This window comes from Pseudomonas sp. CJQ_9 (genome assembly GCF_043106615.1).
Taxonomy (GTDB): Bacteria; Pseudomonadota; Gammaproteobacteria; order Pseudomonadales; family Pseudomonadaceae; genus Aquipseudomonas; species Aquipseudomonas juntendi.
Genome location: NZ_JBICMS010000099.1, coordinates 249,885 through 272,440 on the forward strand (window position 1 = coordinate 249,885; position 22,556 = coordinate 272,440).

Sequence of the window (22,556 nt, forward strand, 5' to 3'; positions counted from 1 at the left end):
GGGCAGGCGTCAGCCTTTGCCAGGCGGCGGCGAAATGCGGTTGAGCACGGTGCTGCCGTCCTTGCTGCGGGTCAGGTACACCGGCAGCACCTTGGGCAGGTTGTTGACCAGGCCTGCCACCTCGCGGGTGTTGTAGACACCGCTGATGCGGATGCGCCCGGTGCTGGCATCGGCCAGCCGCAACGGCGCGTCGAGGTAGCGGTTGATCACCGGTAGTGCCTGTTCCAGGCTGAGGTTGTCGAGCACCAGCTTGCCGCTGCGCCAGGCCAGGCTATTGTCAACGTCGCCGCTCTGTTCCAGTTGCGGTTCGAAGTCGCCCTTGTGGTAGCTGGCCTGCATGCCAGGGCCAAGGCGGTAGCCGCCGGCGCTGCCGTCGCTGGAGACCAGCACCGAACCTTCCAGCAAGGTGACCTTGACCTGATCGCGATATTTCCACACGTTGAACTGGGTGCCGGTCACGCGCGTCTGGCCGCGGCCGGCGCGTACGACGAACGGGTGGCTGCTGTCGTGCCAGACCTTGAAGAACGCCTCGCCACGCTTGAGGGTGAGCTGGCGCTGGTCTTTGTAATTGAGGAAGGTCAGCTCGCTGTGCAGGTTGAGTTGCACCTGGCTGCCGTCGCTCAGGACCACGCTTTGCATGCGGTCAGTCGCCTTGAAGTGCTGGTAGTGATTGGGCAACCAACCCTGTTCCCAGCCGAGCCAGCCTGCCAATGGCAGCACGGCCAGGGCGATGGCGGCGGCAGAGACCAGCGGCCGCCAGTTACGCCGGCGCCTGACGGCGATGGCCGCTGGGTTGACGTCCATGATCGTGGCGGTGCGCGGCAGCAGGTCGGCGGTTTGCCAGATTTCCAGCATGGCCCGGTATTCATCGGCATGCCTGGGGTCGGCCGCCTGCCAACGCAGGAATGCCTCGCGCTCGGCCGCCGTGCAATCGTCTGCATGCAGGCGCATGCACCAATGCGCGGCGGCGTCGGTGATAGCGTCGTCAGGGTTGGGCTTGAGGCGGTCGTGGTTCATTGCGGCTCCGGGTTTTGCGCATTCTACCCTTGCGCATGGGCCCGGAGCACCTGGGTAATGGCGAATGACTATCAGTTGTCCCGGTTTTTCGCTGCAATTGCAACGGTTTTGAGCGTTTGAGAACCTTTCGCGCCGGCGCCGTCAGAACTGCGCTGGTGCCAGCCCGTACAGGCTGGCACTGCCTGCGCGAATGCTTGCTTGCAGTGCCAACTCGCGTGGCAACACGCGCTGGAAGAAAAAGTCCGCACAGGCCAGCTTGGCGCCATAAAACCCGCTGTCTTCATGCTGCTTGGCCAACGCCACCGCCGCCATGCGTGCCCACATATAGGCATACGCGGTGAGCCCGAACAGCTGCAGGTACTCCACCGCCACCGCACTGACCAGGTTCGCGTCTTCAGCGGCGCGTTCCTGCAGCCACGCGCTGGTGGCCTCCAGCCGCGTGAGGCTCGCCTGCAAGGCTGCCCGGTGTAACGGGGCGTCCAGGCTGAACGCCCGTACCTCGGCGGCGAAGCTGGCCAGTGCCTGGCCGCCATCCGCCAGCACCTTGCGCCCCAGCAAGTCGAGGGCCTGGATGCCATTGGTGCCTTCATAGATCTGCGCGATGCGCACATCACGTACCCGTTGCTCCTGGCCCCATTCGCGAATGTAGCCGTGGCCACCGTACACCTGCTGGCCGAGCACGCAGCTTTCCAGGCCGTTGTCGGTGAAGAACGCCTTGGCCACCGGGGTCAACAGCGCCACCATGCGCTGGGCCTGCTCGCGTTCACTGGCAGCTTCGGCATAGCGCGCCAGGTCGAGCTGCTGGCCCACATAGGCGGCGAACGCCCGGCCCCCTTCGGTGAGGGTGCGCATGGTCAGCAGCATGCGCCGCACATCGCCGTGGTGGATGATCGGGTCGGCGACCTTGTCCCGCAGCTGCGGGCCCACGGCGGCGCGGCTCTGCAGGCGCTCGTTGGCGTAGCGGGCAGCAGCCTGGTACGACGCCTCGGCACAGCCGATGCCCTGGATGCCGATCGACAGGCGTTCATAGTTCATCATGGTGAACATGGCCGCCAGGCCCTTGTTCGGGTCGCCCACCAGATAACCCGTGGCTGCGTCAAAATTCATCACGCAGGTAGCCGACGCCTTGATACCCATTTTGTGTTCGATCGAGCCGCAGTGGGCAGCATTGCGCTCGCCCAGCCGGCCATCGGCGTCAACCAGGTACTTGGGCACCAGAAACAGCGAGATGCCCTTGGCACCGGCGGGGGCATCGGGCAGCTTGGCCAGCACCAGGTGGATGATGTTCTCGGTCAGGTCCTGCTCGCCGCCGGTGATGAAGATCTTGCTGCCGGTGATGCGGTAGCTGCCGTCGGCCTGGGCTTCGGCGCGGCTGCGGATCAACCCCAGGTCGGTGCCGGCATGCGGCTCGGTCAGGCACATGGTGCCGGCCCAGCGCCCTTGGTAGAGGGGCGGCAGGTAAGTGGCCTTGAGCGCCTCGCTGGCGTGCGCATCGATCGCCAGGCAACTGCCAGCGCTTAGCGCCGAATACAAACTGAAGCTGCAGTCGGCCGCGTAGAGCATTTCTTCGAACAGCACCCCCAGCATCTTCGGCATGCCCATGCCGCCATAGGCCGGGTTGCCGCCCAGGCCGACCCAGCCACCCTCGCGGTAGGTGTTCCACGCTTCGCGGAAGCCATCGGGCGTGGTGACGCTGCCGGCGTCGAAGCGCACCCCTTGCTCGTCACCCTGGCGGCTGAGCGGCGCGATCAGCTGGCTGCTGACCTTGGCCGCCTCTTCCAGAATGGCGTCGGCGGTGTCGGCGTCTATGTGCTCGGCCAGGGCTGGCAGGCGCGCCCACACGGCCGGGGCGTTGAATACATCGTGCAGAACGAAGCGCATGTCGCGCAGGGGGGCAGAGTAGGTGGTCATCGGCGGCTCTTGAGAAATGCTTATCAGGGTTGGCCCTTCGCGGCTGATCCCGCTTGCGCAACAGCGGGTGCAGGTGGGTCAAGCCGCGAACAGGCCCCATGGGGTCAGAGGGATCTGGCGCGGTCGCGCAGCAAGTACTTCTGGATCTTGCCGGTGGAGGTCTTGGGCAGTTCACCGAACACCACTGTCTTCGGCACCTTGAACCCGGCCAGGTGCTCGCGGCACCAACTGCTGATGTCGGCTTCGCGCGTGTCTTCGCGGCCGGGCTTGAGGGCGACGAAGGCGCACGGGGTTTCGCCCCACTTTTCGTCCGGGCGGGCCACCACGGCGGCCTCCAGCACTGCCGGGTGCTTGTACAGTGCGTCCTCGACTTCGATGGTGGAGATGTTCTCGCCGCCGGAAATGATGATGTCCTTGAGCCGGTCCTTGATTTCCACATAGCCATCGGCATGCCACACGGCCAGGTCGCCGGTATGGAACCAGCCCCCACGGAAGGCTTCAGCGGTAGCTTCCGGGTTTTTCAGGTAGCCCTTCATCACGGTATTGCCGCGCATGAAGATCTCGCCCAGGGTGTTGCCATCGCGCGGCACGGGTTCGAGGCTTTGCGGGTCCGCGACCATCAGCCCGTCGAGGGTGGGGTAGCGCACCCCCTGGCGGGCCTTGATCCGCGCACGCTCTTCCAGCGTCAGCGCATCCCATTCCTCGTGCCAGGCGCACACCGTCACCGGGCCGTAGACCTCGGTCAGGCCATAGGTGTGGGTCACCTTGATGCCCATTTGCTCGACGGCGCCAATGACCTTGGCCGGGGGCGCTGCGCCGGCGACCATCGCCTGCACCGGGTGCTCGATGGCAGCCTTGGCTGCCTCGGGCATGTTGACCAGGGCATTGAGCACGATCGGCGCACCGCACAGGTGGCTGACCCGGTGTTCGCGTATCAGGTTCAGGACCTTTTGCGGGTCGACCCGGCGCAGGAACACGTGGGTGCCGGCCAGGGCGGTGATGGTCCAGGGGTAGCACCAGCCGTTGCAGTGGAACATCGGCAAGGTCCACAGGTACACCGGGCGATGGCCCATGGCCCAGGTCATCTGGTTGCCAATGGCGTTAAGGTACGCGCCACGGTGGTGGTAGACCACGCCCTTGGGGTTGCCGGTAGTGCCGGAGGTGTAGTTCAGCGAAATGGCCTGCCACTCGTCATCCGGCCAGTCCCAGGCAAACGCCGGGTCGCCCTCGGCAAGCAGGGCTTCATAGTCCAACGTGCTGACTGCGCGGCCCTCGCCGTATTCCGGGTCATCCACATCCACCACCAGTGGCGGGTGTTCGAGCAGGGCCAGGGCGGCCGCGATGACCGTGTGGAATTCGCGGTCGGTGATCAGCACCTTGGCTTCGCCATGCTGCAGCATGAAGGCAATGGCCTCGGCATCCAGGCGCACATTCAGGGTATTGAGTACGGCACCGGTCATCGGCACGCCGAAATGCGCTTCGAGCATGGCCGGGATATTCGGCAGCATGACCGCTACCGTGTCGCCACGGCCAATGCCGCGGCCGACCAGGGCACTGGCCAGGCGTCGGCAGCGTTGGTAGGTTTCCTGCCAGCTACGGCGGATGGCACCGTGAATGACCGCGGGGTAGTTACCGTATACGGCGGCGGTGCGCTCGATGAAACTCAGCGGGGTGAGGGCGACATGGTTGACGGCAGCGGGCTGCAGGCCCTGGGCATAGATCGACATGCGGTAGTCCTGTTAGGGAGGCAGGCGCAGCGGCTGCTGCCTGGCTCCCGATGGCTGATTGTTAGCTCTGTTCAGGGTGCACAGGGAGGCGCACGGTGGGGCGCTCCCTCTGTCGCAGTTTTACGCGAATGGCTATGGTAATAGGAATATCGACTATAGCAATATAGTAAAAATACTAGATAGGAGCCGTTCAACGTGGATCACCTTGCCGCCTGCTTGCTGGCCATGGACCCACAACCGAGCCTGCTGCTGGCCGGCGATGCCAGCGTGGTGGCGCTAAACCCGGCCTTGCAGGCCTGGGTTGCCGAGGGGCCGAGGTTGGTTGATTGGTTGCCGGCCAACTGTTCGGCGCTGGTCCGCGCCTGCCTGCGCCAGCACCGCGCAATCAGCGACGTGGAGGTACAGGTCGGCGCGCGCACCGTGCTCTGGACCTTCATGCCGGACGATCAGGGCCAGCAGGTGCTGGGCCGTTGCCGTGACGCCAGCGAAGAGCGCCAGGGCGCACGCGAAGCCAGCCGCGCCAGGCGCCTGTACCGGTTGATCATCGAAAACACCACTGACCTGATTTCGCGGCACAGCCCCGACGGCCGTTTTCTCGATGCCTCACCGGCCGCCTACCGTCTGTTGGGCCTTTGGCCTGAGCAACTGCGTGGCAGGCTGGTGCATGGCCTGCTGCACCCGCGGGAGCGCCGCCAGGTGCTGCGCCAGGCCGCCGCTGCACTGGACCAGGACGGCTACCACACCATGACCTGCCGGGTGCGCCAGGCCAGCGGTGGCTACCGTTGGTTCGAGATCGCCAGCCGGGCGATCCGCGATACCTACACGGGCGCGGTTGTGGAGGTGGTCAGCGTGTCTCGCGACATCACCTTGCGAATCGAAGCCCAGGAGAACCTGGCGCACAGCGCGCGCCTGGCCACCCTGGGTGAACTGGCTTCGGGCATTGCCCATGAGCTCAACCAGCCGCTGGCTGCTGTGGTCAACTATGCCAACGCCAGTCAGCGTTACCTGCACAGCCTGGGGCGTGACCCGCAGGCCCTGGAGCGGGTGGGGCAGGGCCTGCAGCGTATCAGCGAGCAGGCTACCCATGCCGCCGAAGTGATCCGCCGCCTGCGCGCGTTCCTGCGCAAGGGGCCGCGGCGTCTGCAGGCGCTGGACGTGGCTGAAGTGGCAGGCGAAGCCATGCGCCTGTGCGCCTGGGAGGCTGCCCGTGACCAGGTGCAGATCGAGCTACGCGTCAGCGCGCAGCTGCCTTTGGTCTATGCCGACCGGGTGCTGTTGGAGCAGGTGCTGCTCAACTTGCTGCGCAACGCCATAGATGCCAACCGTGAACACCACGGCGAGCGGCCATCGCATATCCTGCTTGGCGCAACCCGGGATGGCGACGGCGTGCTGGTCGAAGTCGCCGACCAGGGCGCAGGGGTCGCGCCTGAGCGCCTGGACGCGATTTTTACCCCGTTCACCACCAGCAAGGCGGATGGCCTGGGCCTGGGGTTGAGCATGAGCCGCAGCCTGATCGAAGGCTTCGGCGGCAGCCTGTGGGCGCGGGCGGGAGCCAACGGTGGTCTGGTATTGTGCTGCCGGCTGGTGGTCAGCAGGCGCTAAGGGGAAGCTGCAGTGCAAGCAAAAGTCTATGTGGTCGATGACGACCAAGGGATGCGTGAGTCGACCGTCTGGTTGCTGCAGTCGGTAGGCCTGCAGGCGCTGCCATTTGCCACCGGGCAGGCGTTTCTGGAGGCGTGCGTCGACGACGGGCCTGCCTGCGTGCTTCTGGATGTGCGCATGCCGGGGCTCGGTGGCCTTGCCGTGCAGCAAGCCATGCACGCGCGTGGGCTGGCACTGCCGGTGGTGTTCGTCAGTGGGCATGCCGACGTGCCCATCGTGGTACGGGCGTTCAAGGCAGGCGCCTGTGACTTCATCGAAAAGCCCTACAACGATCAGTTGCTGCTCGACAGTGTGCAGGCCGCACTGGAGCGCGCGGGGCGGTTACGCCAGGGCGATCAGGCGCTGGCGCAGGTGCAGGCGCGGATCGACAGCCTCACACCGCGAGAGCGTGACGTGTTCGTGCCGTTGGCCCAGGGGCTGAGCAACCGTGAAATCGCCGAGCGCCTGGGCATCAGTGTGAAAACTGTCGACCTTTACCGCGGCCGGGTGATGAAGCGGCTTCAGGCGGCCAGCCTGGCAGAGCTGGTGGGCATGGCCATAGCCTGCGGGGCGGTCGAAGCGTTGGGGCTGCGGGCTCGGCAATAGCACCGCGGGTGGCGCCTCGGCAATGCGCCGGGCTTTGCGTGGGCCACGACCGTGGGTACCAAGCGGGCTGAATGATGAAATTTTACATAGCGAGCTAATCAAAGCTTTGACATTCACTGCCTAGGCAGTAATATTTTCACACAACTCCCCGAGCGGTTATCGATGGCCCATTTTTCCCCCGAAAATTTCCAGAGCTGCGCCATTGGCATGCTGCTGGGGCGCGCGGCGATCCTCAAGGACCGCATCCTCGATTGGCACCTGGAGCCCGAGGGCGTCACCGCCGCTCAGTTCAAGGTGTTGATCATCGTCACCCAGTACCAGGTGGACACGCCGGCCGAACTGTGTCGCTACCTTGGGCTGGACAGCGGTTCGATGACCCGCATGCTCGACCGCCTCGAGCAGAAGGAGCTGATCGTGCGTAACCGCTGCGCCGGTGACCGGCGCCAGGTGCGCCTGGCGCTGACGGCCGACGGCCAGCGCCTGGCCGACCGCCTGCCGGAAATCGGCGCTGCCGCCATGAACGAACTGTGCGGCGTGCTGGCCCCAGAAGAGTTGCAGACCCTGGAAGGCCTGTTGGCCAAGGTCCTGCTCAATGCCGGCGACCCCTTGACGGTGCGCCGCTTCGGCGACCGTTGAACCCTGTCACGAATTATCAAGGTATTGTCATGGCCACTTCCACAGACACCCCGACACCCTCCGCAGCGCCCAAGCCGTCGCGCAAGCGCAAGGCCTGGCTGCTTGGCCTGCTGTTGCTGCTGGTGCTTGCCGGCATCGGCACCTGGGCCTGGTACAGCCTGGTCGGCCGCTGGTATGAAAGCACCGACGATGCCTACGTCAATGGCAACGTGGTGGAGATCACCCCCTTGATCACCGGCACTGTGACCAGCATTGGCGCCGATGACGGCGACCTGGTGCATGCCGGCCAGGTGCTGCTGCAGTTCGACCCGGCCGACAGCCAGGTGGCCCTGCAGTCGGCCGAAGCCAATTTGGCGCGCACCGTGCGCCAGGTGCGCGGGCTGTACAGCAATGTCGACTCGCTCAAGGCCCAGCTGGCGACCCGCCAGGCCGAACTGCGCAAGGCGCAGCAGGACTTCAACCGGCGCAAGGTGCTGGCCGACAGCGGTGCCATCGCTGCCGAAGAGCTGTCCCACGCCCGCGATGACCTGAGCGTGGCCCAAGCCGCGGTCAACAGCGCCCGCCAGCAACTGAGCACCAGCAGCGCCCTGGTCGACGACACCGTGGTGTCTTCGCACCCTGAGGTCATGGCGGCTGCAGCCGACCTGCGCCAGGCTTACCTCGACCACGCGCGCACTACCTTGGTGGCGCCGGTCACCGGGTATGTTGCCAAGCGGACCGTGCAGCTGGGCCAGCGCCTGCAGCCGGGCACCGCGACCATGGCGGTGATCCCGCTGGACCAGGTATGGATCGACGCCAACTTCAAGGAAACCCAGTTGCGCGACATGCGTATTGGCCAGCCGGTAGAGATCAGTGCCGACCTGTACGGCAGCGCGGTGACGTACAGCGGTACGGTCGACAGCCTCGGTGCAGGCACCGGCAGCGCCTTCGCCCTGCTACCGGCGCAGAACGCCACGGGCAACTGGATCAAGATCGTGCAGCGGGTGCCCGTGCGTATTCACCTGAACCCCGAGCAACTCAAGGACCACCCGCTGCGTATCGGCCTGTCCACCGTGGTCGAGGTCAACCTGCACGACCAGAGCGGCCCGACCCTTGCCCAGCAACCGCCGCAGAAGGCCAGCTATACCACCGAGGTTTATGACCGCCAGCTGGGCGAAGCCGATACCCTGATTGCCAAGCTGATCCACGAAAACAGCGCCCCTGGCAAGACGGCGCAGCGATGAGCGATAACGCCGCAGCGCAGTTCACCCCGCCGAGCCTGCTGCTGACCACCATCGGCCTGTCGCTGGCCACGTTCATGCAGGTGCTCGACACCACCATTGCCAACGTGGCCTTGCCGACCATCTCCGGCAACCTGGGCGTTAGCTACGAGCAGGGCACCTGGGTCATCACGTCGTTTGCGGTGAGCAATGCCATTGCCTTGCCGCTCACCGGCTGGCTGAGCCGGCGTTTTGGTGAGGTGAAGCTGTTCATCTGGGCCACGTTGCTGTTCGTGCTGGCCTCGTTCCTCTGTGGTATCGCCCAGTCCATGCCGGAGCTGGTCGGCTTCCGCGTGCTGCAGGGCGTGGTGGCCGGGCCGCTGTATCCCATGACCCAGACCCTGCTGATTGCCGTCTACCCCCCGGCGAAACGGGGGATGGCCCTGGCGCTGCTGGCGATGGTCACAGTGGTGGCGCCGATTGCCGGGCCGATTCTGGGCGGCTGGATCACCGACAGCTACAGCTGGCCATGGATCTTCTTCATCAACGTGCCGATCGGCCTGTTCGCTGCTGCAGTGGTGCGCCAGCAAATGCGCACCCGGCCGGTGGTGACCAGCCGCCAGCCGATGGACTACATCGGGCTGCTGACACTGATCATCGGCGTGGGTGCGTTGCAGGTGGTGCTGGACAAGGGCAACGACCTGGACTGGTTCGAGTCGTCGTTCATCATCGTCGGCAGCCTGATATCGGTGGTGTTCCTGGCGGTGTTCGTGATCTGGGAGCTGACCGACCGCCACCCGGTGGTCAACCTGCGGCTGTTCGTGCACCGCAATTTTCGCGTGGGCACCCTGGTGCTGGTCGGGGGGTATGCCGGGTTCTTCGGTATCAACCTGATCCTGCCGCAGTGGTTGCAGACGCAAATGGGCTACACAGCCACCTGGGCGGGCCTGGCGGTGGCGCCGATCGGCTTGCTGCCGGTGATCATGTCACCGTTCGTGGGCAAGTACGCGCACCGTTTCGACCTGCGCGTGCTGGCGGGGCTGGCGTTCCTGGCAATCGGCGGCAGCTGCTACATGCGCGCCGGGTTCACCAGCGAGGTGGATTTCCAGCATGTGGCACTGGTGCAGTTGTTCATGGGTATCGGGGTCGCGTTGTTCTTCATGCCGACCTTGAGCATCCTGCTGTCCGACCTGCCGCCGCAGCAGATCGCCGACGGCTCGGGGCTTGCCACCTTCCTGCGGACCTTGGGCGGCAGCTTTGCGGCGTCGTTGACCACCTGGATCTGGATTCGCCGGGCGGACCAGCATCATGCTTACCTGAGCGAGAACATCAGCCAGTTCGACCCGACCACGCGGCATACCCTCGAACAGCTGGGCGGGGCCAACCCGCAGAGTTATGCGCAGCTTGAGCAGATACTCAACGGGCAGGCCTACATGATGTCCACGGTGGACTACTTCACCCTGATGACCTGGGTGTTCGCCGGGTTGATCCTGTTGGTGTGGTTCGCCAAGCCACCGTTCACCGCCAAGGCGGGGCCGGCGTCGGCGGGGCATTGATGCCGTTCTGCAGGTTGGCACGGGGTGGCGGCTGTCGCTTGCGCCTCCCTCTTATGCCACGGGCAGGTTCATCGACCTGGGCGGCGTGCCGGCCAGCATCCGCGTGACCAGGTCGCTGAGCTGTGCCAGCTCGAAGGGCTTGTGCAGGACCGCGAAACGGTGTGCAGTGGGCAGCTCGAGTTGCTTGCTGGTATAGCCGGTGATGAACACCACCGGCGTGGTTTCGGGCAGGCGGTTGCCCAGGGGTTGACCAACCAGCCCCCTAGACAGGCCGATATCGGTGATCAACAAGTCCGGCTGCAGGCCGCCCTGCAGCGCGGCCACGGCGTGTTGGCCATCGACGAATGCATGCACGTCGTAGCCTTGTTCTTGCAGAATTTCACTGATGACCAGGCGCATGGTTTCCTGGTTCTCCACCAGCATGATCAGGTTGGCCGTTCTGGCAGGCATGGGCGGCGGGGGGTGTTGCAACGCGCCCGGCGCTGCCACCTGGGCGTCGTCCTTGGGCAGGTAGATATCGATGCAGGTTCCTTTACCCGGCACACTGTCGATTTGCAGCTGGCCCCTGGATTGCCGGATGAAGCCGTAGACGATTGACAGCCCCAGCCCAGAACCCTGGCCAAGCGGCTTGGTGGTGAAAAACGGTTCCGATGCCCGCTGCATCACGTTGGCCGGCATGCCGATGCCCGAGTCGCTGACGCTGATCCGGACATAGTCGCCACAAGGCAGGTCCAGGCTGAGGGCCTGCTCGTGGGTCAATGTCTGGTTGGCACTGCCAATGCACAGCGTGCCACCTGAGGGCATGGCATCGCGGGCATTGATGCACAGGTTGAGCAGGGAGCTCTCCAGTTGCGAGAGGTCGACGCGTACCGGCCACCCACCGGGCTGGGTCTGGTCGTTGAAATGAATGCCCGCATGCAGCGAGTTGATGATCAGTTCGCGCATGCCAGCCAGCAGCTGATGCACATCCACCGCTTGGGGCGTCAGCACCTGTTGGCGGGCAAATGCCAATAGCCGCTGTACCACCGCCGCGGCCCGCTGGGCGTCCTGGCGGGCCGCGCCAAGCCACCGCGCAGCTTCGGGGTAGCGCTGTTCATCCTGGCGTTGAATGGCGCTTTCCAGGGCAGCCAGGATGCTGCCCAGGAAATTGTTGAAGTCGTGGGCAATACCGCCGGTCAACTGACCGACCGCTTCCATCTTCTGCGACTGGACCAGGGCACCTTCAATCTTGCGCAGGCGCTGCTGCTCGTTGATGCGCTCGGTGATGTCGTAGGCGAACAGGTAGCCACCCTGAATCATCAAGCGGTTATCACGCAACGGGTTGTAGCGGATTTCGTAGTGCCGTAGTGCTTCAGGCGGCCCCACGGCAATGTTGTCGACGAAGGCCTCGCCCGCCACAATGCGCGGCCAGACCGGTGCCAGCTGGCTCATGATATCGGGCTGGCGCGCCAGCAACTGCGGAATGTGGTCGCCGACCTGGGGGACAAACCCGCGCAGGCGCAGGAACGTTTCCTGCGCTGTGCGATTGATGGCCAGCAGCCTGAGGTTGCAGTCGGCAGCAAATACACTGGCCAAGCTGTGGTCGACCAATTCCCCCAGCAGTTTGTTGTTTGCGTCTGCCTGGTCGACACGCTCGGCCAGTTGCTGATTGATTGCCTGCAGCCGGTGCACGCTGACTTGCGCGGCTGGCATGCCGGTAAAGATCACGGCCACCCGTTTATCGCTGGCAGGCTCCAGCCGGTGCACCGAAAGGCTCAACCAGCGATCGGTCGCGGCCAGCCGTTCTTCGAACTGCAACGCACGGCCGGTGCGCGCCACTTCGGCGAAGCGGGGCAGCCAGGTATCGACTTCGTTCGGAATCAGTTCACGGGCGGTCTGGCCCATCTGTTTGGCATGGGCAGTGTGACGAAGGCAGGCCTCATTGCTGAGGATGTAGCGGTAGTCATGTACCTGCCCGTTATCGTCCTCCAGCAGCTCCAGCACACAAAACCCCTCTTCCATGTGCTGGAGTAAAACTTCCTGGCAGGCCGCTTTCAGGCGCAGCTCAGCAACCTGGGCCTCCAGTTCGAGCACCCTGTCCTGAAGTATCTGTGTGCGAGCAGCGGCATCGTCCTGAACCATGCTGAGCTCCCTCGGTAATGGATCGCACTACTATAGTTACCTTGATTGCCATTTGCCTTCAAAATGACCGAATGATCCGCCCCAGGGTTTCCATGGCCTGTTCGGCGGCGGCGTTCCAGGGGCTGCCGTAGTTCAGGCGAATGCAGTTGCCGAAACGTCGGGTGGGCGAAAATATCGGCCCGGGGGCGATGCTGATGCCTTGAGCCAGGGCCATGTGGAACAGTTTGAGGGCGTCCATTTGCTCGGGCAGCTCCAGCCACAGGAAGTAACCCCCGGAGGGCTGGCTGACCCGCGTCTGGGCCGGGAAATACCGAGCGATAGCGGCGAGCATGTTGGCCTGTTGCCCTTCCAGTGCGTAGCGCAGCTTGCGCAGGTGGCGGTCGTAGCCGCCGTGCTGCAGGTAGTCGGCGATGGCGGCCTGGGCAGGCATCGAGGCACACAGGGAGGTCATCAACTTCAGCCGCTCGATTTTCTGCGCGTAACGCCCGGCCGCAACCCAGCCTATGCGGTAGCCAGGGGCCAGGCTCTTGGCGAACGAGCCGCAGTGCATCACCAGCCCCTGGGTGTCGAATGCCTTGGCCGGCTTGGGCGCCTGCTGCGCGTAGTACAGCTCGGCGTAAACGTCGTCCTCGATCAGGGGCACCTGGTGCCGTGCCAGCAGTTGTACCAGTGCCTGCTTGTTCGCCTCTGGCATGCTGGCGCCGACCGGGTTCTGGAAGTTGGTCATGCACCACACGGCTTTGACCGGGTGCTTGTCCAGGGTTTGCGCAAGCACCTCCAAGTCCATGCCCTGGCGCGGGTGCACCGGGATTTCCACTGCCTTGAGCTTGAGCCGCTCCAGCACCTGCAGGCAGGCATAGAACGCCGGCGCCTCGATGGCAACCAGGTCGCCCGGCTGGGTGACCGCCTGCAGGCACAGGTTCAGCGCCTCCAGTGCGCCGTTGGTGATCAGCAGTTCCTCCATGGGCAGCATCAGCCCGCCGACCATGTAGCGCAGCGCGATCTGCCGGCGCAGTTGCGGGTTGCCGGGTGACAGGTCGGTCACCACCATGCGCGGGTCCATGCTGCGGCTGGCGCTGGCCAGCGAGCGCGCCAGGCGTTGCAGCGGGAACAGCTCGGGGCTGGGGAAGGCGGAGCCGAACGCCACGGTGTTGGGGTCCTTGATCGAGTCGAGGATGGAGAACACCAGGGCACTGACGTCGACAGCGGTGGACTCGCTGACCGGCTGCAGCGGCTGCGGCTCGCAGAACTGGCGCGGCGCATGGGCGTTGACGAAATAGCCTGAGCGGGGCCTGGCGCGAATCAGCCCGCGCCGTTCCAGCAGGTAATAGGCCTGGAACACCGTGGACGGGCTGACCCCGTGGGTCTGGCTGGCGTAGCGCACCGAGGGCACCCGCTGGCCGGGGCCGAGCACCCCGGAGCGGATCAGTTCGGCAATATCGTCGGCGAAGCGTTCGTAACGTTTCATTCTGGCCTTCTGTCGAAGCCTGGCAGGCAAGGTGGTTGCAGTGTAAGGGATCAGCGGTTCATCGGTGCGACGAAGCGGCTGTGGGCCACGCTGCGGACGGCGGGGTCATCGCGTTCGCTGATGACGAAACTGAGTGTCTGCGAACTGCTGGTCGGCCGCTCGGCGAGCATTGCCACCGACACCGGCAGTTCGCTCATTTCGCCTGCGGGGATGACCAGTGCCGTGTCGCCCTGCAAGGTGAAGCCGTCGGCATCCTGCAGGCGTAGCACGTAGTGTTGGGTGCGCTCGGTTTTGTTGATGACCTTGAGCAGGTAGACGTTCTCGATCTGGCCCTGGGCGTTTTCGCGGAACAGGCCGCGGTCCTTGATCACATCCAGCGACACCATCGGGCGCAGATGCACGGCCAGCACCAGCGCTGCCAGCATGACCACCAGCGCAGTGGCATAGCCCAGCAGGCGTGGCCGCAGCCAGTGGGTGGAGCCGCCTTGCAGGCTGTGTTCGGACTTGTAGCCGATCAGCCCCCGGGCATAGCCCATTTTGTCCATGACCCCGTCACAGGCGTCGATGCATGCCGCGCAACCGATGCAGGCCATCTGCAAACCGTCGCGGATGTCGATACCGGTGGGGCAGACCTGCACACACAGGGTACAGTCGATACAGTCGCCCAAGCCTTGGGTGCGGGCATCGCTGCCTTTTCTACGTGGCCCACGTGTCTCGCCACGCCGTGGGTCATAAGCAACCGCCAGGGTATCCTTGTCGAACATCACGCTCTGGAACCGCGCATACGGGCACATGTGCAGGCACACGGCCTCGCGCAGCAGGCCGGCATTGATGTAGGTGGCCGCGGTGAAGAACAGTACCCAGAACAGCGCCACGCCGCCCAATTGCAAGGTCAGCAGTTCTGCAGCCAGCGGGCGGATCGGGGTGAAATAGCCGACGAAGGTCAGCCCAGTGGCCACGCCAATGGCCAGCCACAGGCAGTGCTTGGCCGTGCGCCGGGCCAGTTTGTTCAGGCTCCAGGGGGCGGCGGCCAGCCTGATGCGCTTATTGCGGTCGCCCTCGATGACTTTCTCGCACCACATGAACAGCCACGTCCAGGTACTTTGTGGGCAGCTGTAGCCGCACCACACTCGGCCGGCGTACACGGTCACCGCGAACAGGCCGAAGGCACAGATGATCAGCAACGCCGACAGCAGAATGAAATCCTGGGGCCAGAAGGTCGCGCCGAAGATGTGGAACTTGCTGTTGGCCAGGTCCCACAGCACGGCCTGGCGGCCGTTCCAGTCGAGCCAGGCGGTGCCGAAGAACAGCAAGAAAAGCGCGCCAGCGAAACCCATGCGCAGGTTACGGTACAGCCCGGTGAAGCTGCGGGTGTGAATGCCGCTGTCCGTGCGGCGCGGTTTGACGCTGGCCGGGGCGCTGTCGATCTCTGTGCAAAGGATTCTGTCATTCATGGGTGGGTGCTCATCAGGCCTCGATCAGGCCTGAGCACTATGGCGCCGAAACTGTTTGCAGCACAGGTTCAGATTTAGCGCCAAAAACCATATCAGATACTGCGCAGGAGTCGCCGGCCCCTAGATTACCGAGCCTGGAGTGCTGGCCTTCAGGTGCCTGCGGCTATCCACCGCACCTGCTACGGTCAAGGCGTCGGCCTCGGCTTCGGTGATGGGCACGCGTTGACCGCCGTGCAGCGCCACCGACATGCGCAACTGTTCGTCGGTAATGATTTCGATATCCGGGCCAGCACACTCGATACGCAGGTCTTGGCCACTCAAGGTGCAGCGGCGGGTGGCTTCATCGATTTCAACGGACATGGGTCAGGCCTCCTGGGTGGGTTACAGGGTGGACCGCGATGGGGGGTGGGTCGTTGCATCGGGCTCAGTGGCACTTTGCACGGCGGCTGGAGGTCAGTGTCTATACACAGCAGGCCCGGCTGCTCGCATGCAAGCTCGCGAGCCGCCGGGCGGAGTAAGACAATGCTCAGCATGGGAACCAGGCAATGGAGCTGATCTGGCAGGTAATCCAGGCCGAATTCGCCGATGTCGCCGACGCGAGCGAGGTTACGCGCATCCTTTTGCGGTTATTGATGGCTGCGGTACTCGGTGCAGTACTGGGGTTCGAGCGTGAACACAGGGGTAAGTCGGCGGGCGTACGCACGCACATGCTGGTGTCGCTGGGGGCCGCGCTGTTCGTGCTGGCACCGAGCATGGCCGGGGCCGATGCACAAGCCCTGAGCCGGGTGATACAGGGTATCGTCGCCGGTATCGGTTTTCTGGGTGCGGGCACCATCCTCAAAGGCAACGGCAAGGACACCAGCCATGTGAAGGGGCTGACCACGGCCGCAGGTTTGTGGATGACCGCTGCCATTGGCACGGCCGCTGGCATGGGCCGCGAAGCCACGGCGCTGATCAGCACGGTGCTGGCCCTGATGGTGCTGGCCACGATGCCGGTGCTGGTGGACAAATTCGAGGGGGAAAACGAGGACAAACAGAAGGAGGAGGAGGGCAGGAAGCACTGAGGGGAGCCGAAGCTCCCCTCAAAGCGTTGTTGCCTGCTCTTTTTTTATTATTGGGACTGGCCTGTTGTTGTTTTTGTCGGCGTGTCCTGGTGTTGCGGGCGACCCCCATGCGGGGTCAAGAGCAAACGTATTTTTTTGAGCGCTGACCTGCTTTCATCATTGCTGATCCGAACCTGGCTGCCGCTACCTTGAGGTAGTTTTGTTGTTCTGTGCCAGACCGCGGGGCGGCCCCCTGAAAAGCGTGTCTACTCCAAAAAAATCTGCTTGCTGCGCCTCTGCCGTGTTGTTCTTGTTATGTCAGAGCCGTTATCTGTTGTTTTTATTGGGTGTCGCATTTTTTTTGTTGTTGTACGAAAGATATAGCAGGCAGCGTGCCAACTTTTGAATATCGTTTAAAATCAAGCAGTTATGGAAATCTGACAAAAATGCATGGCCCGAATTTTTGTCGATTTGTTTCCCTGTTACCCGATTTTTCGCTGTGGAATGGGGAGCGGTAACACTCACCCACACCTCTGTGACACCTTCATGACTCACTGCGCCGTGCGCGCCCGCGCCACCCGTGACCCGTTGCTGCGGCCCAGTACCTCGCTGATGCGCTGCCCAGCGGCAATCAGCCGGTCCAGGTCGATGCCGGTCTCGATGCCCAGCCCCTGTAACAGGTAAAGCACATCCTCGCTGGCGATATTGCCGGTGGCGCCCTTGGCATACGGGCAACCGCCCAGGCCGGCGACCGAGCTGTCGAACACATTGATGCCTTCGAGCAGGCTGGCGTAGACATTGGCCAGGGCTTGGCCATACGTGTCATGGAAGTGACCGGCCAATTGCTCGCGTGGCACCTGCGCCGACACCACCTCGAACAGGCGCCGGGTGTCGCCGGCGGTGCCAGTGCCGATGGTGTCGCCCAGCGATACCTCGTAGCAGCCCATGTCGCGCAGCTCGCGGGCAATCGGTGCCACCTGCTCGGCGCTGACCTTGCCCTCGTAGGGGCAGCCCAGCACGCACGAGACATAGCCACGTACCCGCACACCGTGGCTGCGGGCAGCTGCCATGATCGGTTCGAAGCGCTTTAGGCTGTCGCTGACCGAGCAGTTGATGTTGCGCTGCGAGAACGCTTCGGTGGCCGCGGCGAACACCGCCACTTCCTTGACCCCCGCGGCCAGTGCGTCTTCAAAACCGCGCAGGTTCGGTGCCAGCGCTGCATAGGTAACACCCGGGCGCTGCTGAATGCCGGCAAACACCTCGGCCGAGCCGGCCATTTGCGGGACCCACTTGGGCGACACGAAACTGCCCACTTCAATGTAGGCCAGGCCCGCTTCGGTGAGGTCGTCTACCAGGCGCACCTTGGCGTCGACGTTGATGGGTTGGGCTTCGTTCTGCAGGCCGTCGCGGGGGCCGACTTCGACTAGGCGCACGTGTTTGGGCAGGGACATGGTGGTTTTCCTGTGGCGTTCAGCGGTTGTCGGTGTTGTTGAGGGTGGCGGCCAATGCTTGCTCGCAGCGTTCCTGGGCCGTGTCCAGCTCCAGTTGCATCTGGTGAATGTCGAGCAGTTGCTGTTCCAGCTGGGCGCGGCGTTCGGCGATTTTCGCCAGCATGCTGTTGAGCTGTTTGAGGTTGCCGCTGGTGGGGTCGTACAGCTCGATCAGCTCGCGGCACTCGGCCAGGGAAAAGCCGATACGCTTGCCACGCAGGATGAGCTTCAGGCTGACCTTGTCGCGCGCCGAATAGATACGTTCCAGGCCCCGGCGCTCTGGGCTCAACAGGCCCTGTTCCTCGTAGAAGCGGATGGCGCGGGTGGTGATGTCCAGTTCGCGGGACAGGTCGGAGATGCTGTAGGTCTGCGTGCTCATGCTGGGGCTCGGGCGGAAGTATCCGGGTATCCTGAGGCTTGCTTGACGTAAACGTCAAGCAAGCGCGAGCGTGGGCATGGCCTGCGGACCTGGGGCCAGGCAGGCCGATCATTCAGGCTGCACTGCCCGCCGATACGCATTGGGCGTTTGCCCGCTCAGGCGCTTGAACCAGCGGGCAAAGTAGGTGGGGTCGCTGAACCCCAGGCTATCGGACAACTGGCCGATGCTCATGCGTGTATAAACCAGGCTGCGCCGCGCCTCGAGCAACAGGCGCTGGTGCACCACCTGCAACGCCGTCTGCCCGCTCAGCGCCCGGCACAGCTGGTTCAACTGCAGGCTCTGCACATTCAGCCGTGCGGCGAATGCCTCTATCGACAAGTGCTCGCGGTAGTGCGCTTCGACCAGGCGCAAATACTGCCCCAGCAACTGGTGGTCGCGTTCATCGCGCGTGCGCGGGGCCTGCCCAAGCTGCTGACGGCGGCTGATCCACACCATCAGGGCGGTCACCAGCGCCTCCAGCATGGCCGCGCGCGAGGCGGCGTTGCCCTGGTATTCCTGCTGCAAGGTCTCGATCAGGCTGCGCAGGTGCGCGCGGTCCCGGCCCAGCGGGTAGCTTACCGGCTTGGACAACACCGCCAGCGGTGCGCCCAGGCGCTGCTCAAGGTTGGCCACCAGCGCGGCGCCAAACGTGAGCACGTGGCCCTGGATGTCGGCACTGAAGCGAAAGCCATGCACGGTCAGGGGGGGCACCACCTGGATCGCGGCTTCGCTTATGGCAAAGCGTGTGCCCTCGATTTCCACCTGGGCCTGCCCGCGTTGCACGTACAGCAGTTGAAACAGCTCGGCATGTTGGTGGGGCTTGATCTCCCAGTGGTGCAGGCGGCTGCGTGCCGGGATTGATTCACAGTGCAGCAGGTCGGTGCCAGGCCAGGCCTGGTTTTCCCCATACAACTTGAACAGTGGAACGCCGGGAAGGGTGGATTTCATCAGCTTTGGCCTGTCCGTTAATCGAACGTTTTTTGTAAAAGTGCAGGTTTTGCATTGAATAGCACAGCTCAGCTGCGGTTTTTGCCCGTAAAAATGCAAAGGCAAACCCTAACAGCAGATGCCGCGCCACCGCCAGTGCTGGGCCGGTATCGTTCCAACAGAGACAACAACAATGAAAACTCAGGTTGCAATCATTGGCGCGGGCCCGTCGGGCCTGCTGCTGGGTCAACTGCTGCATAACGCCGGTATCGACACGGTGATCGTCGAGCGCCAGACCGCCGAGTACGTGCTGGGCCGCATACGCGCCGGGGTGCTGGAGCAGGGCACGGTCGACCTGCTGCGCGAGGCCGGTGTGGCCGAACGCATGGACCGCGAAGGCCTGGTGCACGAAGGTGTCGAGCTGCTGGTGGGCGGGCGCCGCCAGCGCCTGGATCTCAAGGCCCTCACCGGCGGCAAGACGGTGATGGTCTATGGCCAGACTGAAGTGACCCGTGACCTGATGCAGGCCCGTGAAGCCAGCGGGGCAGCCACCCTCTATTCGGCCAGCAATGTTCAGCCGCATGAGCTCAAGGGCGACAAGCCCTACCTGACCTTTGAAAAAGATGGTCAGCTCCATCGCCTGGATTGCGATTACATTGCTGGGTGTGACGGCTTCCATGGGGTTTCTCGGCAGAGCATTCCCGAGGGCGTGCTCAAACAGTACGAACGGGTATACCCCTTCGGCTGGCTGGGCCTGCTGTCGGACACACCGCCGGTCAACCATGAACTGATCTATGCCCACCATGCCCGCGGTTTCGCGCTGTGCAGCCAACGTTCGCAAACCCGCAGCCGTTACTACCTGCAAGTGCCGCTGCAAGACCGTGTCGAGGACTGGCCCGACGAGCGCTTCTGGGGCGAACTGAAAGCGCGTTTGCCTGCCGAGGTGGCAGCGGACCTGGTCACAGGCCCGGCCCTGGAAAAGAGCATCGCGCCGCTGCGCAGCCTGGTGGTGGAACCCATGCAGTATGGCCACCTGTTCCTGGTCGGCGATGCCGCGCATATCGTTCCGCCAACCGGGGCCAAGGGGTTGAACCTGGCAGCCTCGGACGTCAACTACCTGTACCGGATTCTGCTCAAGGTGTACCGCGAGGGGCGTACCGAGCTGTTGCAGCAGTATTCGCCCCTGGCCCTGCGCCGGGTATGGAAGGGCGAGCGGTTCAGCTGGTTCATGACCCAACTGCTGCACGACTTCGGCAGCCATAAGGATGCCTGGGACCAGAAGATGCAAGAGGCTGATCGCGAGTACTTCCTGACCTCGCCGGCAGGCTTGCTGAACATTGCCGAAAACTATGTGGGCCTGCCGTTCGAAGAGGTGGTTTGAGGCTGCCGCCTCCCGCTGACGAGGCCGGGAGCCAGGAAAATCGCGCAAAAGCTTGAACTGGGGTTAAGCCATGACCCACAGTGGCGGGCTGAATGGGTGAAGCAGGAAGCACGCGATGACATTTTCCAAGCCACTGCTCGTGGCCCTGTGGCTGCTGGCTGCCAGCGGGGCGGCGAAGGCCGACCAGGCGCTGCCCGTAGCACCGGAGCTTGCTTCCGGGTACCGCACTGGCCTGCAGCCGGTGCATGCCAGCCGGCATATGGTGGCCGCTGCCAACCCCCTGGCCAGCGAAGCGGGGCGGGCGATACTGCGGGCCGGTGGCAGCGCCATCGACGCTGCCATCGCCATGCAAATGGTGCTGACCCTGGTCGAGCCGCAGTCCAGTGGCATTGGCGGTGGGGCTTTCATCCTGTATTGGGATGGCGAGCGCGTGCAGGCGTTCGACGGCCGCGAGGCAGCCCCAGCGGGGGTCACGGAACACCTGTTCCTGCAGGCCGATGGTGAGCCGATGCCGTTCCGCCAGGCGCAGATCGGTGGCCGCTCGGTGGGGGTGCCGGGTGTGCTGCGGGCGTTGCAGATGGCCCACCAGCGCTATGGCAAGCTGCCCTGGCGCGACCTGTTTGCACCGGCCATCGCCTTGGCCCGCAGCGGCTTTGCGGTTTCCCCGCGCTTGCACACGTTGATAGCGGGTGACCCGTTCATTGCCCAGTCACCGGCCATGGCGCGTTATTTTCTGAATGAACAGGGCAGGCCCTTGCCAGTGGGGGCTACCCTGCGCAACCCGGCGCTTGCCCAAACCCTGGAGCTGATCGCTGCGCACGGCGCCGATGTGTTCTACAGCGGCGAGATTGCCCAGGCCATGGTGGCCCAGGTGCGCAGCCATGCCAATCCCGGTTACCTGTCGCTGCAGGACTTGCAGCTGTACCAGGCCAGGCAGCGCGAGCCGGTATGCGGCCCCTACAAGGCCTGGCAAATTTGCGGCGTGCCGCCGCCGTCTTCCGGCGGGGTAACGGTGTTGCAGACCCTGGGCATCCTTGAAGCCGCTCAACGTGCCGTCCCTGCGCATGACCTGGCTGGGTTGCGGCCGCAGCCCACTTCATCCCCGGCCGGCCTTGAAGCAGTGCCAATGGCCGTGCACCTGGTCGCCGAGGCCGAGCGCCTGGCGTATGCCGACCGCGCCCAGTACCTGGCAGACAGCGATTACGTGCCCGTGCCGGTCAAGGCGCTCACCCACCCGGCCTACCTGGCCAGCCGCGCCGCCTTGATCGGGGCGCACAGCATGAAGCGTGCGCGCCCAGGCCAGCCGCCGGGTGTCGACCTGGCCCTGGCGCCGGACCGCTCGCCCCTGCGCATTTCTACCTCGCACCTGAGCGCAGTGGATGACAGCGGTCATGCCCTGGCCATGACCACCTCGGTCGAGGCCGCGTTCGGCGCGCACGTGATGGTCAGGGGCTTCCTGCTCAACAACACCCTGACCGACTTTTCGTTCATCGCGCAGGAGCGTGGCCGGCCTGTGGCCAACCGGGTACAACCCGGCAAGCGGCCGCTGTCGGCCATGGCGCCGACCCTGGTGTTTTCCCGCGCTGGCGGCGAGCTGGTGGCCAGCTTGGGGTCACCGGGGGGCTCACAGATCATCGGTTACGTGAACAAGGCACTGCTCGGCCTGCTGGATTGGCAACTGGATCCGCAGCAGGCTGCGGGCCTGCCCAACTTCGGCAGCCGCAATGCCGGCACGGAAGTGGAAGCAGGGCTGGCCAGCCCGGCACTGGTCCGCCGGTTGGCGGCCTGGGGCCACGAAGTCACGCCAATGACCATGACCAGCGGCATGCAGATCATCCAGCGCACGGCTGACGGCTGGGCCGGAGGGGCCGATCCGCGGCGCGAAGGGGTCGCCCTCGGCGACTGAGCAGGGCGTTGCAGTGCCTGGGGTAGCGTGGTAGAAATCAATCTTGCCATTCATT

Annotated in this window: 18 protein-coding genes; 8 read left to right on the plus strand and 10 right to left on the minus strand. The window is 64.4% G+C overall.

The features are described 5' to 3' along the window. Positions 1 to 9: 9 nt before the first annotated feature. From ACF8SD_RS22085 to ACF8SD_RS22095, 3 genes are all read right to left on the minus strand, one after another. The gene (locus ACF8SD_RS22085; protein WP_392485143.1) at positions 10 to 1,017 is read right to left on the minus strand and encodes a FecR family protein; all 1,008 of its coding nucleotides are present in this window, start codon (positions 1,015 to 1,017) and stop codon (positions 10 to 12) included. A 141-nt stretch (positions 1,018 to 1,158) separates the two neighbouring features. Then, positions 1,159 to 2,928 (minus strand): acyl-CoA dehydrogenase C-terminal domain-containing protein, encoded by a 1,770-nt coding sequence (locus tag ACF8SD_RS22090; RefSeq protein WP_392485144.1) that lies wholly within the window; start codon positions 2,926 to 2,928, stop codon positions 1,159 to 1,161. A gap of 104 nt (positions 2,929 to 3,032) precedes the next feature. Continuing rightward, a complete protein-coding gene (locus ACF8SD_RS22095) occupies positions 3,033 to 4,655 on the minus strand; it encodes an acyl-CoA synthetase (protein WP_173888861.1) in 1,623 nt (540 codons plus the stop codon). Between the two features lie 225 nt (positions 4,656 to 4,880). Between ACF8SD_RS22095 and ACF8SD_RS22100 the strand changes: the two genes are divergently transcribed. The 5 genes from ACF8SD_RS22100 to ACF8SD_RS22120 all read left to right on the plus strand — a co-directional run bounded on the left by ACF8SD_RS22100 (position 4,881) and on the right by ACF8SD_RS22120 (position 10,293). After that, on the plus strand, positions 4,881 to 6,257 hold the full coding sequence (locus tag ACF8SD_RS22100) for a sensor histidine kinase (protein WP_173891685.1): 1,377 nt from the start codon (positions 4,881 to 4,883) through the stop codon (positions 6,255 to 6,257). Between the two features lie 12 nt (positions 6,258 to 6,269). Next, positions 6,270 to 6,902, plus strand: coding sequence for a response regulator transcription factor (locus ACF8SD_RS22105; RefSeq protein WP_173888863.1), 633 nt, complete (start codon positions 6,270 to 6,272; stop codon positions 6,900 to 6,902). Between the two features lie 162 nt (positions 6,903 to 7,064). Continuing rightward, positions 7,065 to 7,538, plus strand: a complete 474-nt coding sequence (locus ACF8SD_RS22110; protein WP_173888864.1) for a MarR family winged helix-turn-helix transcriptional regulator — start codon at positions 7,065 to 7,067, stop codon at positions 7,536 to 7,538. 29 nt (positions 7,539 to 7,567) lie between these two features. Then, positions 7,568 to 8,761, plus strand: a complete 1,194-nt coding sequence (locus ACF8SD_RS22115; protein WP_173888866.1) for an HlyD family efflux transporter periplasmic adaptor subunit — start codon at positions 7,568 to 7,570, stop codon at positions 8,759 to 8,761. Then, the gene (locus ACF8SD_RS22120; protein WP_173888868.1) at positions 8,758 to 10,293 is read left to right on the plus strand and encodes a DHA2 family efflux MFS transporter permease subunit; all 1,536 of its coding nucleotides are present in this window, start codon (positions 8,758 to 8,760) and stop codon (positions 10,291 to 10,293) included. The genes ACF8SD_RS22115 and ACF8SD_RS22120 overlap by 4 nt, the downstream gene beginning before the upstream one ends. Positions 10,294 to 10,344: 51 nt before the next feature. Here ACF8SD_RS22120 and ACF8SD_RS22125 read toward each other — a convergent pair whose 3' ends face one another. The 4 genes from ACF8SD_RS22125 to ACF8SD_RS22140 form a co-directional block, all read right to left on the minus strand. After that, positions 10,345 to 11,985 carry an ATP-binding protein gene (locus ACF8SD_RS22125; protein ID WP_392485193.1) on the minus strand — a complete coding sequence of 547 codons (1,641 nt, stop codon included), beginning with the start codon at positions 11,983 to 11,985 and terminating at the stop codon, positions 10,345 to 10,347. Positions 11,986 to 12,472: 487 nt separating this feature from the next. Continuing rightward, the gene (gene mapR / locus ACF8SD_RS22130) at positions 12,473 to 13,882 is read right to left on the minus strand and encodes a GntR family transcriptional regulator MpaR (protein ID WP_173888872.1); all 1,410 of its coding nucleotides are present in this window, start codon (positions 13,880 to 13,882) and stop codon (positions 12,473 to 12,475) included. A gap of 50 nt (positions 13,883 to 13,932) precedes the next feature. After that, positions 13,933 to 15,336 (minus strand): cytochrome c oxidase accessory protein CcoG, encoded by a 1,404-nt coding sequence (gene ccoG / locus ACF8SD_RS22135; protein ID WP_173888874.1) that lies wholly within the window; start codon positions 15,334 to 15,336, stop codon positions 13,933 to 13,935. A gap of 120 nt (positions 15,337 to 15,456) precedes the next feature. Beyond that, on the minus strand, positions 15,457 to 15,696 hold the full coding sequence (locus ACF8SD_RS22140) for a DUF3203 family protein (protein WP_173888876.1): 240 nt from the start codon (positions 15,694 to 15,696) through the stop codon (positions 15,457 to 15,459). Between the two features lie 185 nt (positions 15,697 to 15,881). Here ACF8SD_RS22140 and ACF8SD_RS22145 point away from each other — a divergent pair, with 185 nt between their 5' ends. After that, the gene (locus tag ACF8SD_RS22145) at positions 15,882 to 16,400 is read left to right on the plus strand and encodes an MgtC/SapB family protein (RefSeq protein WP_392485145.1); all 519 of its coding nucleotides are present in this window, start codon (positions 15,882 to 15,884) and stop codon (positions 16,398 to 16,400) included. A gap of 530 nt (positions 16,401 to 16,930) precedes the next feature. On the opposite strand, the gene ACF8SD_RS22150 is transcribed toward ACF8SD_RS22145, so the two are convergent. The 3 genes from ACF8SD_RS22150 to ACF8SD_RS22160 form a co-directional block, all read right to left on the minus strand. Beyond that, complete coding sequence (locus ACF8SD_RS22150) at positions 16,931 to 17,830, minus strand: hydroxymethylglutaryl-CoA lyase (protein ID WP_392485146.1); 900 nt, start codon at positions 17,828 to 17,830, stop codon at positions 16,931 to 16,933. 19 nt (positions 17,831 to 17,849) lie between these two features. Then, complete coding sequence (locus ACF8SD_RS22155; RefSeq protein WP_009686680.1) at positions 17,850 to 18,248, minus strand: MerR family DNA-binding transcriptional regulator; 399 nt, start codon at positions 18,246 to 18,248, stop codon at positions 17,850 to 17,852. 108 nt (positions 18,249 to 18,356) lie between these two features. Then, entirely contained in the window at positions 18,357 to 19,235 is an 879-nt protein-coding gene (locus ACF8SD_RS22160; protein ID WP_392485147.1) for a helix-turn-helix domain-containing protein, read from the minus strand. Between the two features lie 172 nt (positions 19,236 to 19,407). Here ACF8SD_RS22160 and pobA point away from each other — a divergent pair, with 172 nt between their 5' ends. Both pobA and ggt read left to right on the plus strand, forming a co-directional pair. Further along, positions 19,408 to 20,595: a 4-hydroxybenzoate 3-monooxygenase gene (pobA, locus tag ACF8SD_RS22165; RefSeq protein WP_392485148.1), complete on the plus strand. Its 1,188-nt coding sequence runs from the start codon at positions 19,408 to 19,410 to the stop codon at positions 20,593 to 20,595. 115 nt (positions 20,596 to 20,710) lie between these two features. Continuing rightward, a complete protein-coding gene (gene ggt / locus ACF8SD_RS22170) occupies positions 20,711 to 22,501 on the plus strand; it encodes a gamma-glutamyltransferase (protein WP_392485149.1) in 1,791 nt (596 codons plus the stop codon). Positions 22,502 to 22,556: the final 55 nt, after the last annotated feature.

Excerpts from the sequence above, each read along its gene's own strand:
- ACF8SD_RS22085 (WP_392485143.1), bottom strand. The coding sequence starts at position 1,017 with ATGAACCACGACCGCCTCAAGCCCAACCCTGACGACGCTATCACCGAC.
- ACF8SD_RS22090 (WP_392485144.1), bottom strand. The coding sequence starts at position 2,928 with ATGACCACCTACTCTGCCCCCCTGCGCGACATGCGCTTCGTTCTGCAC.
- ACF8SD_RS22095 (WP_173888861.1), bottom strand. The coding sequence starts at position 4,655 with ATGTCGATCTATGCCCAGGGCCTGCAGCCCGCTGCCGTCAACCATGTC.
- ACF8SD_RS22100 (WP_173891685.1), top strand. The coding sequence starts at position 4,881 with ATGGACCCACAACCGAGCCTGCTGCTGGCCGGCGATGCCAGCGTGGTG.
- ACF8SD_RS22110 (WP_173888864.1), top strand. The coding sequence starts at position 7,065 with ATGGCCCATTTTTCCCCCGAAAATTTCCAGAGCTGCGCCATTGGCATG.
- ACF8SD_RS22115 (WP_173888866.1), top strand. The coding sequence starts at position 7,568 with ATGGCCACTTCCACAGACACCCCGACACCCTCCGCAGCGCCCAAGCCG.
- ACF8SD_RS22120 (WP_173888868.1), top strand. The coding sequence starts at position 8,758 with ATGAGCGATAACGCCGCAGCGCAGTTCACCCCGCCGAGCCTGCTGCTG.
- ACF8SD_RS22125 (WP_392485193.1), bottom strand. The coding sequence starts at position 11,985 with ATGCCAGCCGCGCAAGTCAGCGTGCACCGGCTGCAGGCAATCAATCAG.
- mapR (WP_173888872.1), bottom strand. The coding sequence starts at position 13,882 with ATGAAACGTTACGAACGCTTCGCCGACGATATTGCCGAACTGATCCGC.
- ccoG (WP_173888874.1), bottom strand. The coding sequence starts at position 15,336 with ATGAATGACAGAATCCTTTGCACAGAGATCGACAGCGCCCCGGCCAGC.
- ACF8SD_RS22140 (WP_173888876.1), bottom strand. The coding sequence starts at position 15,696 with ATGTCCGTTGAAATCGATGAAGCCACCCGCCGCTGCACCTTGAGTGGC.
- ACF8SD_RS22145 (WP_392485145.1), top strand. The coding sequence starts at position 15,882 with ATGGAGCTGATCTGGCAGGTAATCCAGGCCGAATTCGCCGATGTCGCC.
- ACF8SD_RS22150 (WP_392485146.1), bottom strand. The coding sequence starts at position 17,830 with ATGTCCCTGCCCAAACACGTGCGCCTAGTCGAAGTCGGCCCCCGCGAC.
- ACF8SD_RS22155 (WP_009686680.1), bottom strand. The coding sequence starts at position 18,248 with ATGAGCACGCAGACCTACAGCATCTCCGACCTGTCCCGCGAACTGGAC.
- ACF8SD_RS22160 (WP_392485147.1), bottom strand. The coding sequence starts at position 19,235 with ATGAAATCCACCCTTCCCGGCGTTCCACTGTTCAAGTTGTATGGGGAA.
- pobA (WP_392485148.1), top strand. The coding sequence starts at position 19,408 with ATGAAAACTCAGGTTGCAATCATTGGCGCGGGCCCGTCGGGCCTGCTG.
- ggt (WP_392485149.1), top strand. The coding sequence starts at position 20,711 with ATGACATTTTCCAAGCCACTGCTCGTGGCCCTGTGGCTGCTGGCTGCC.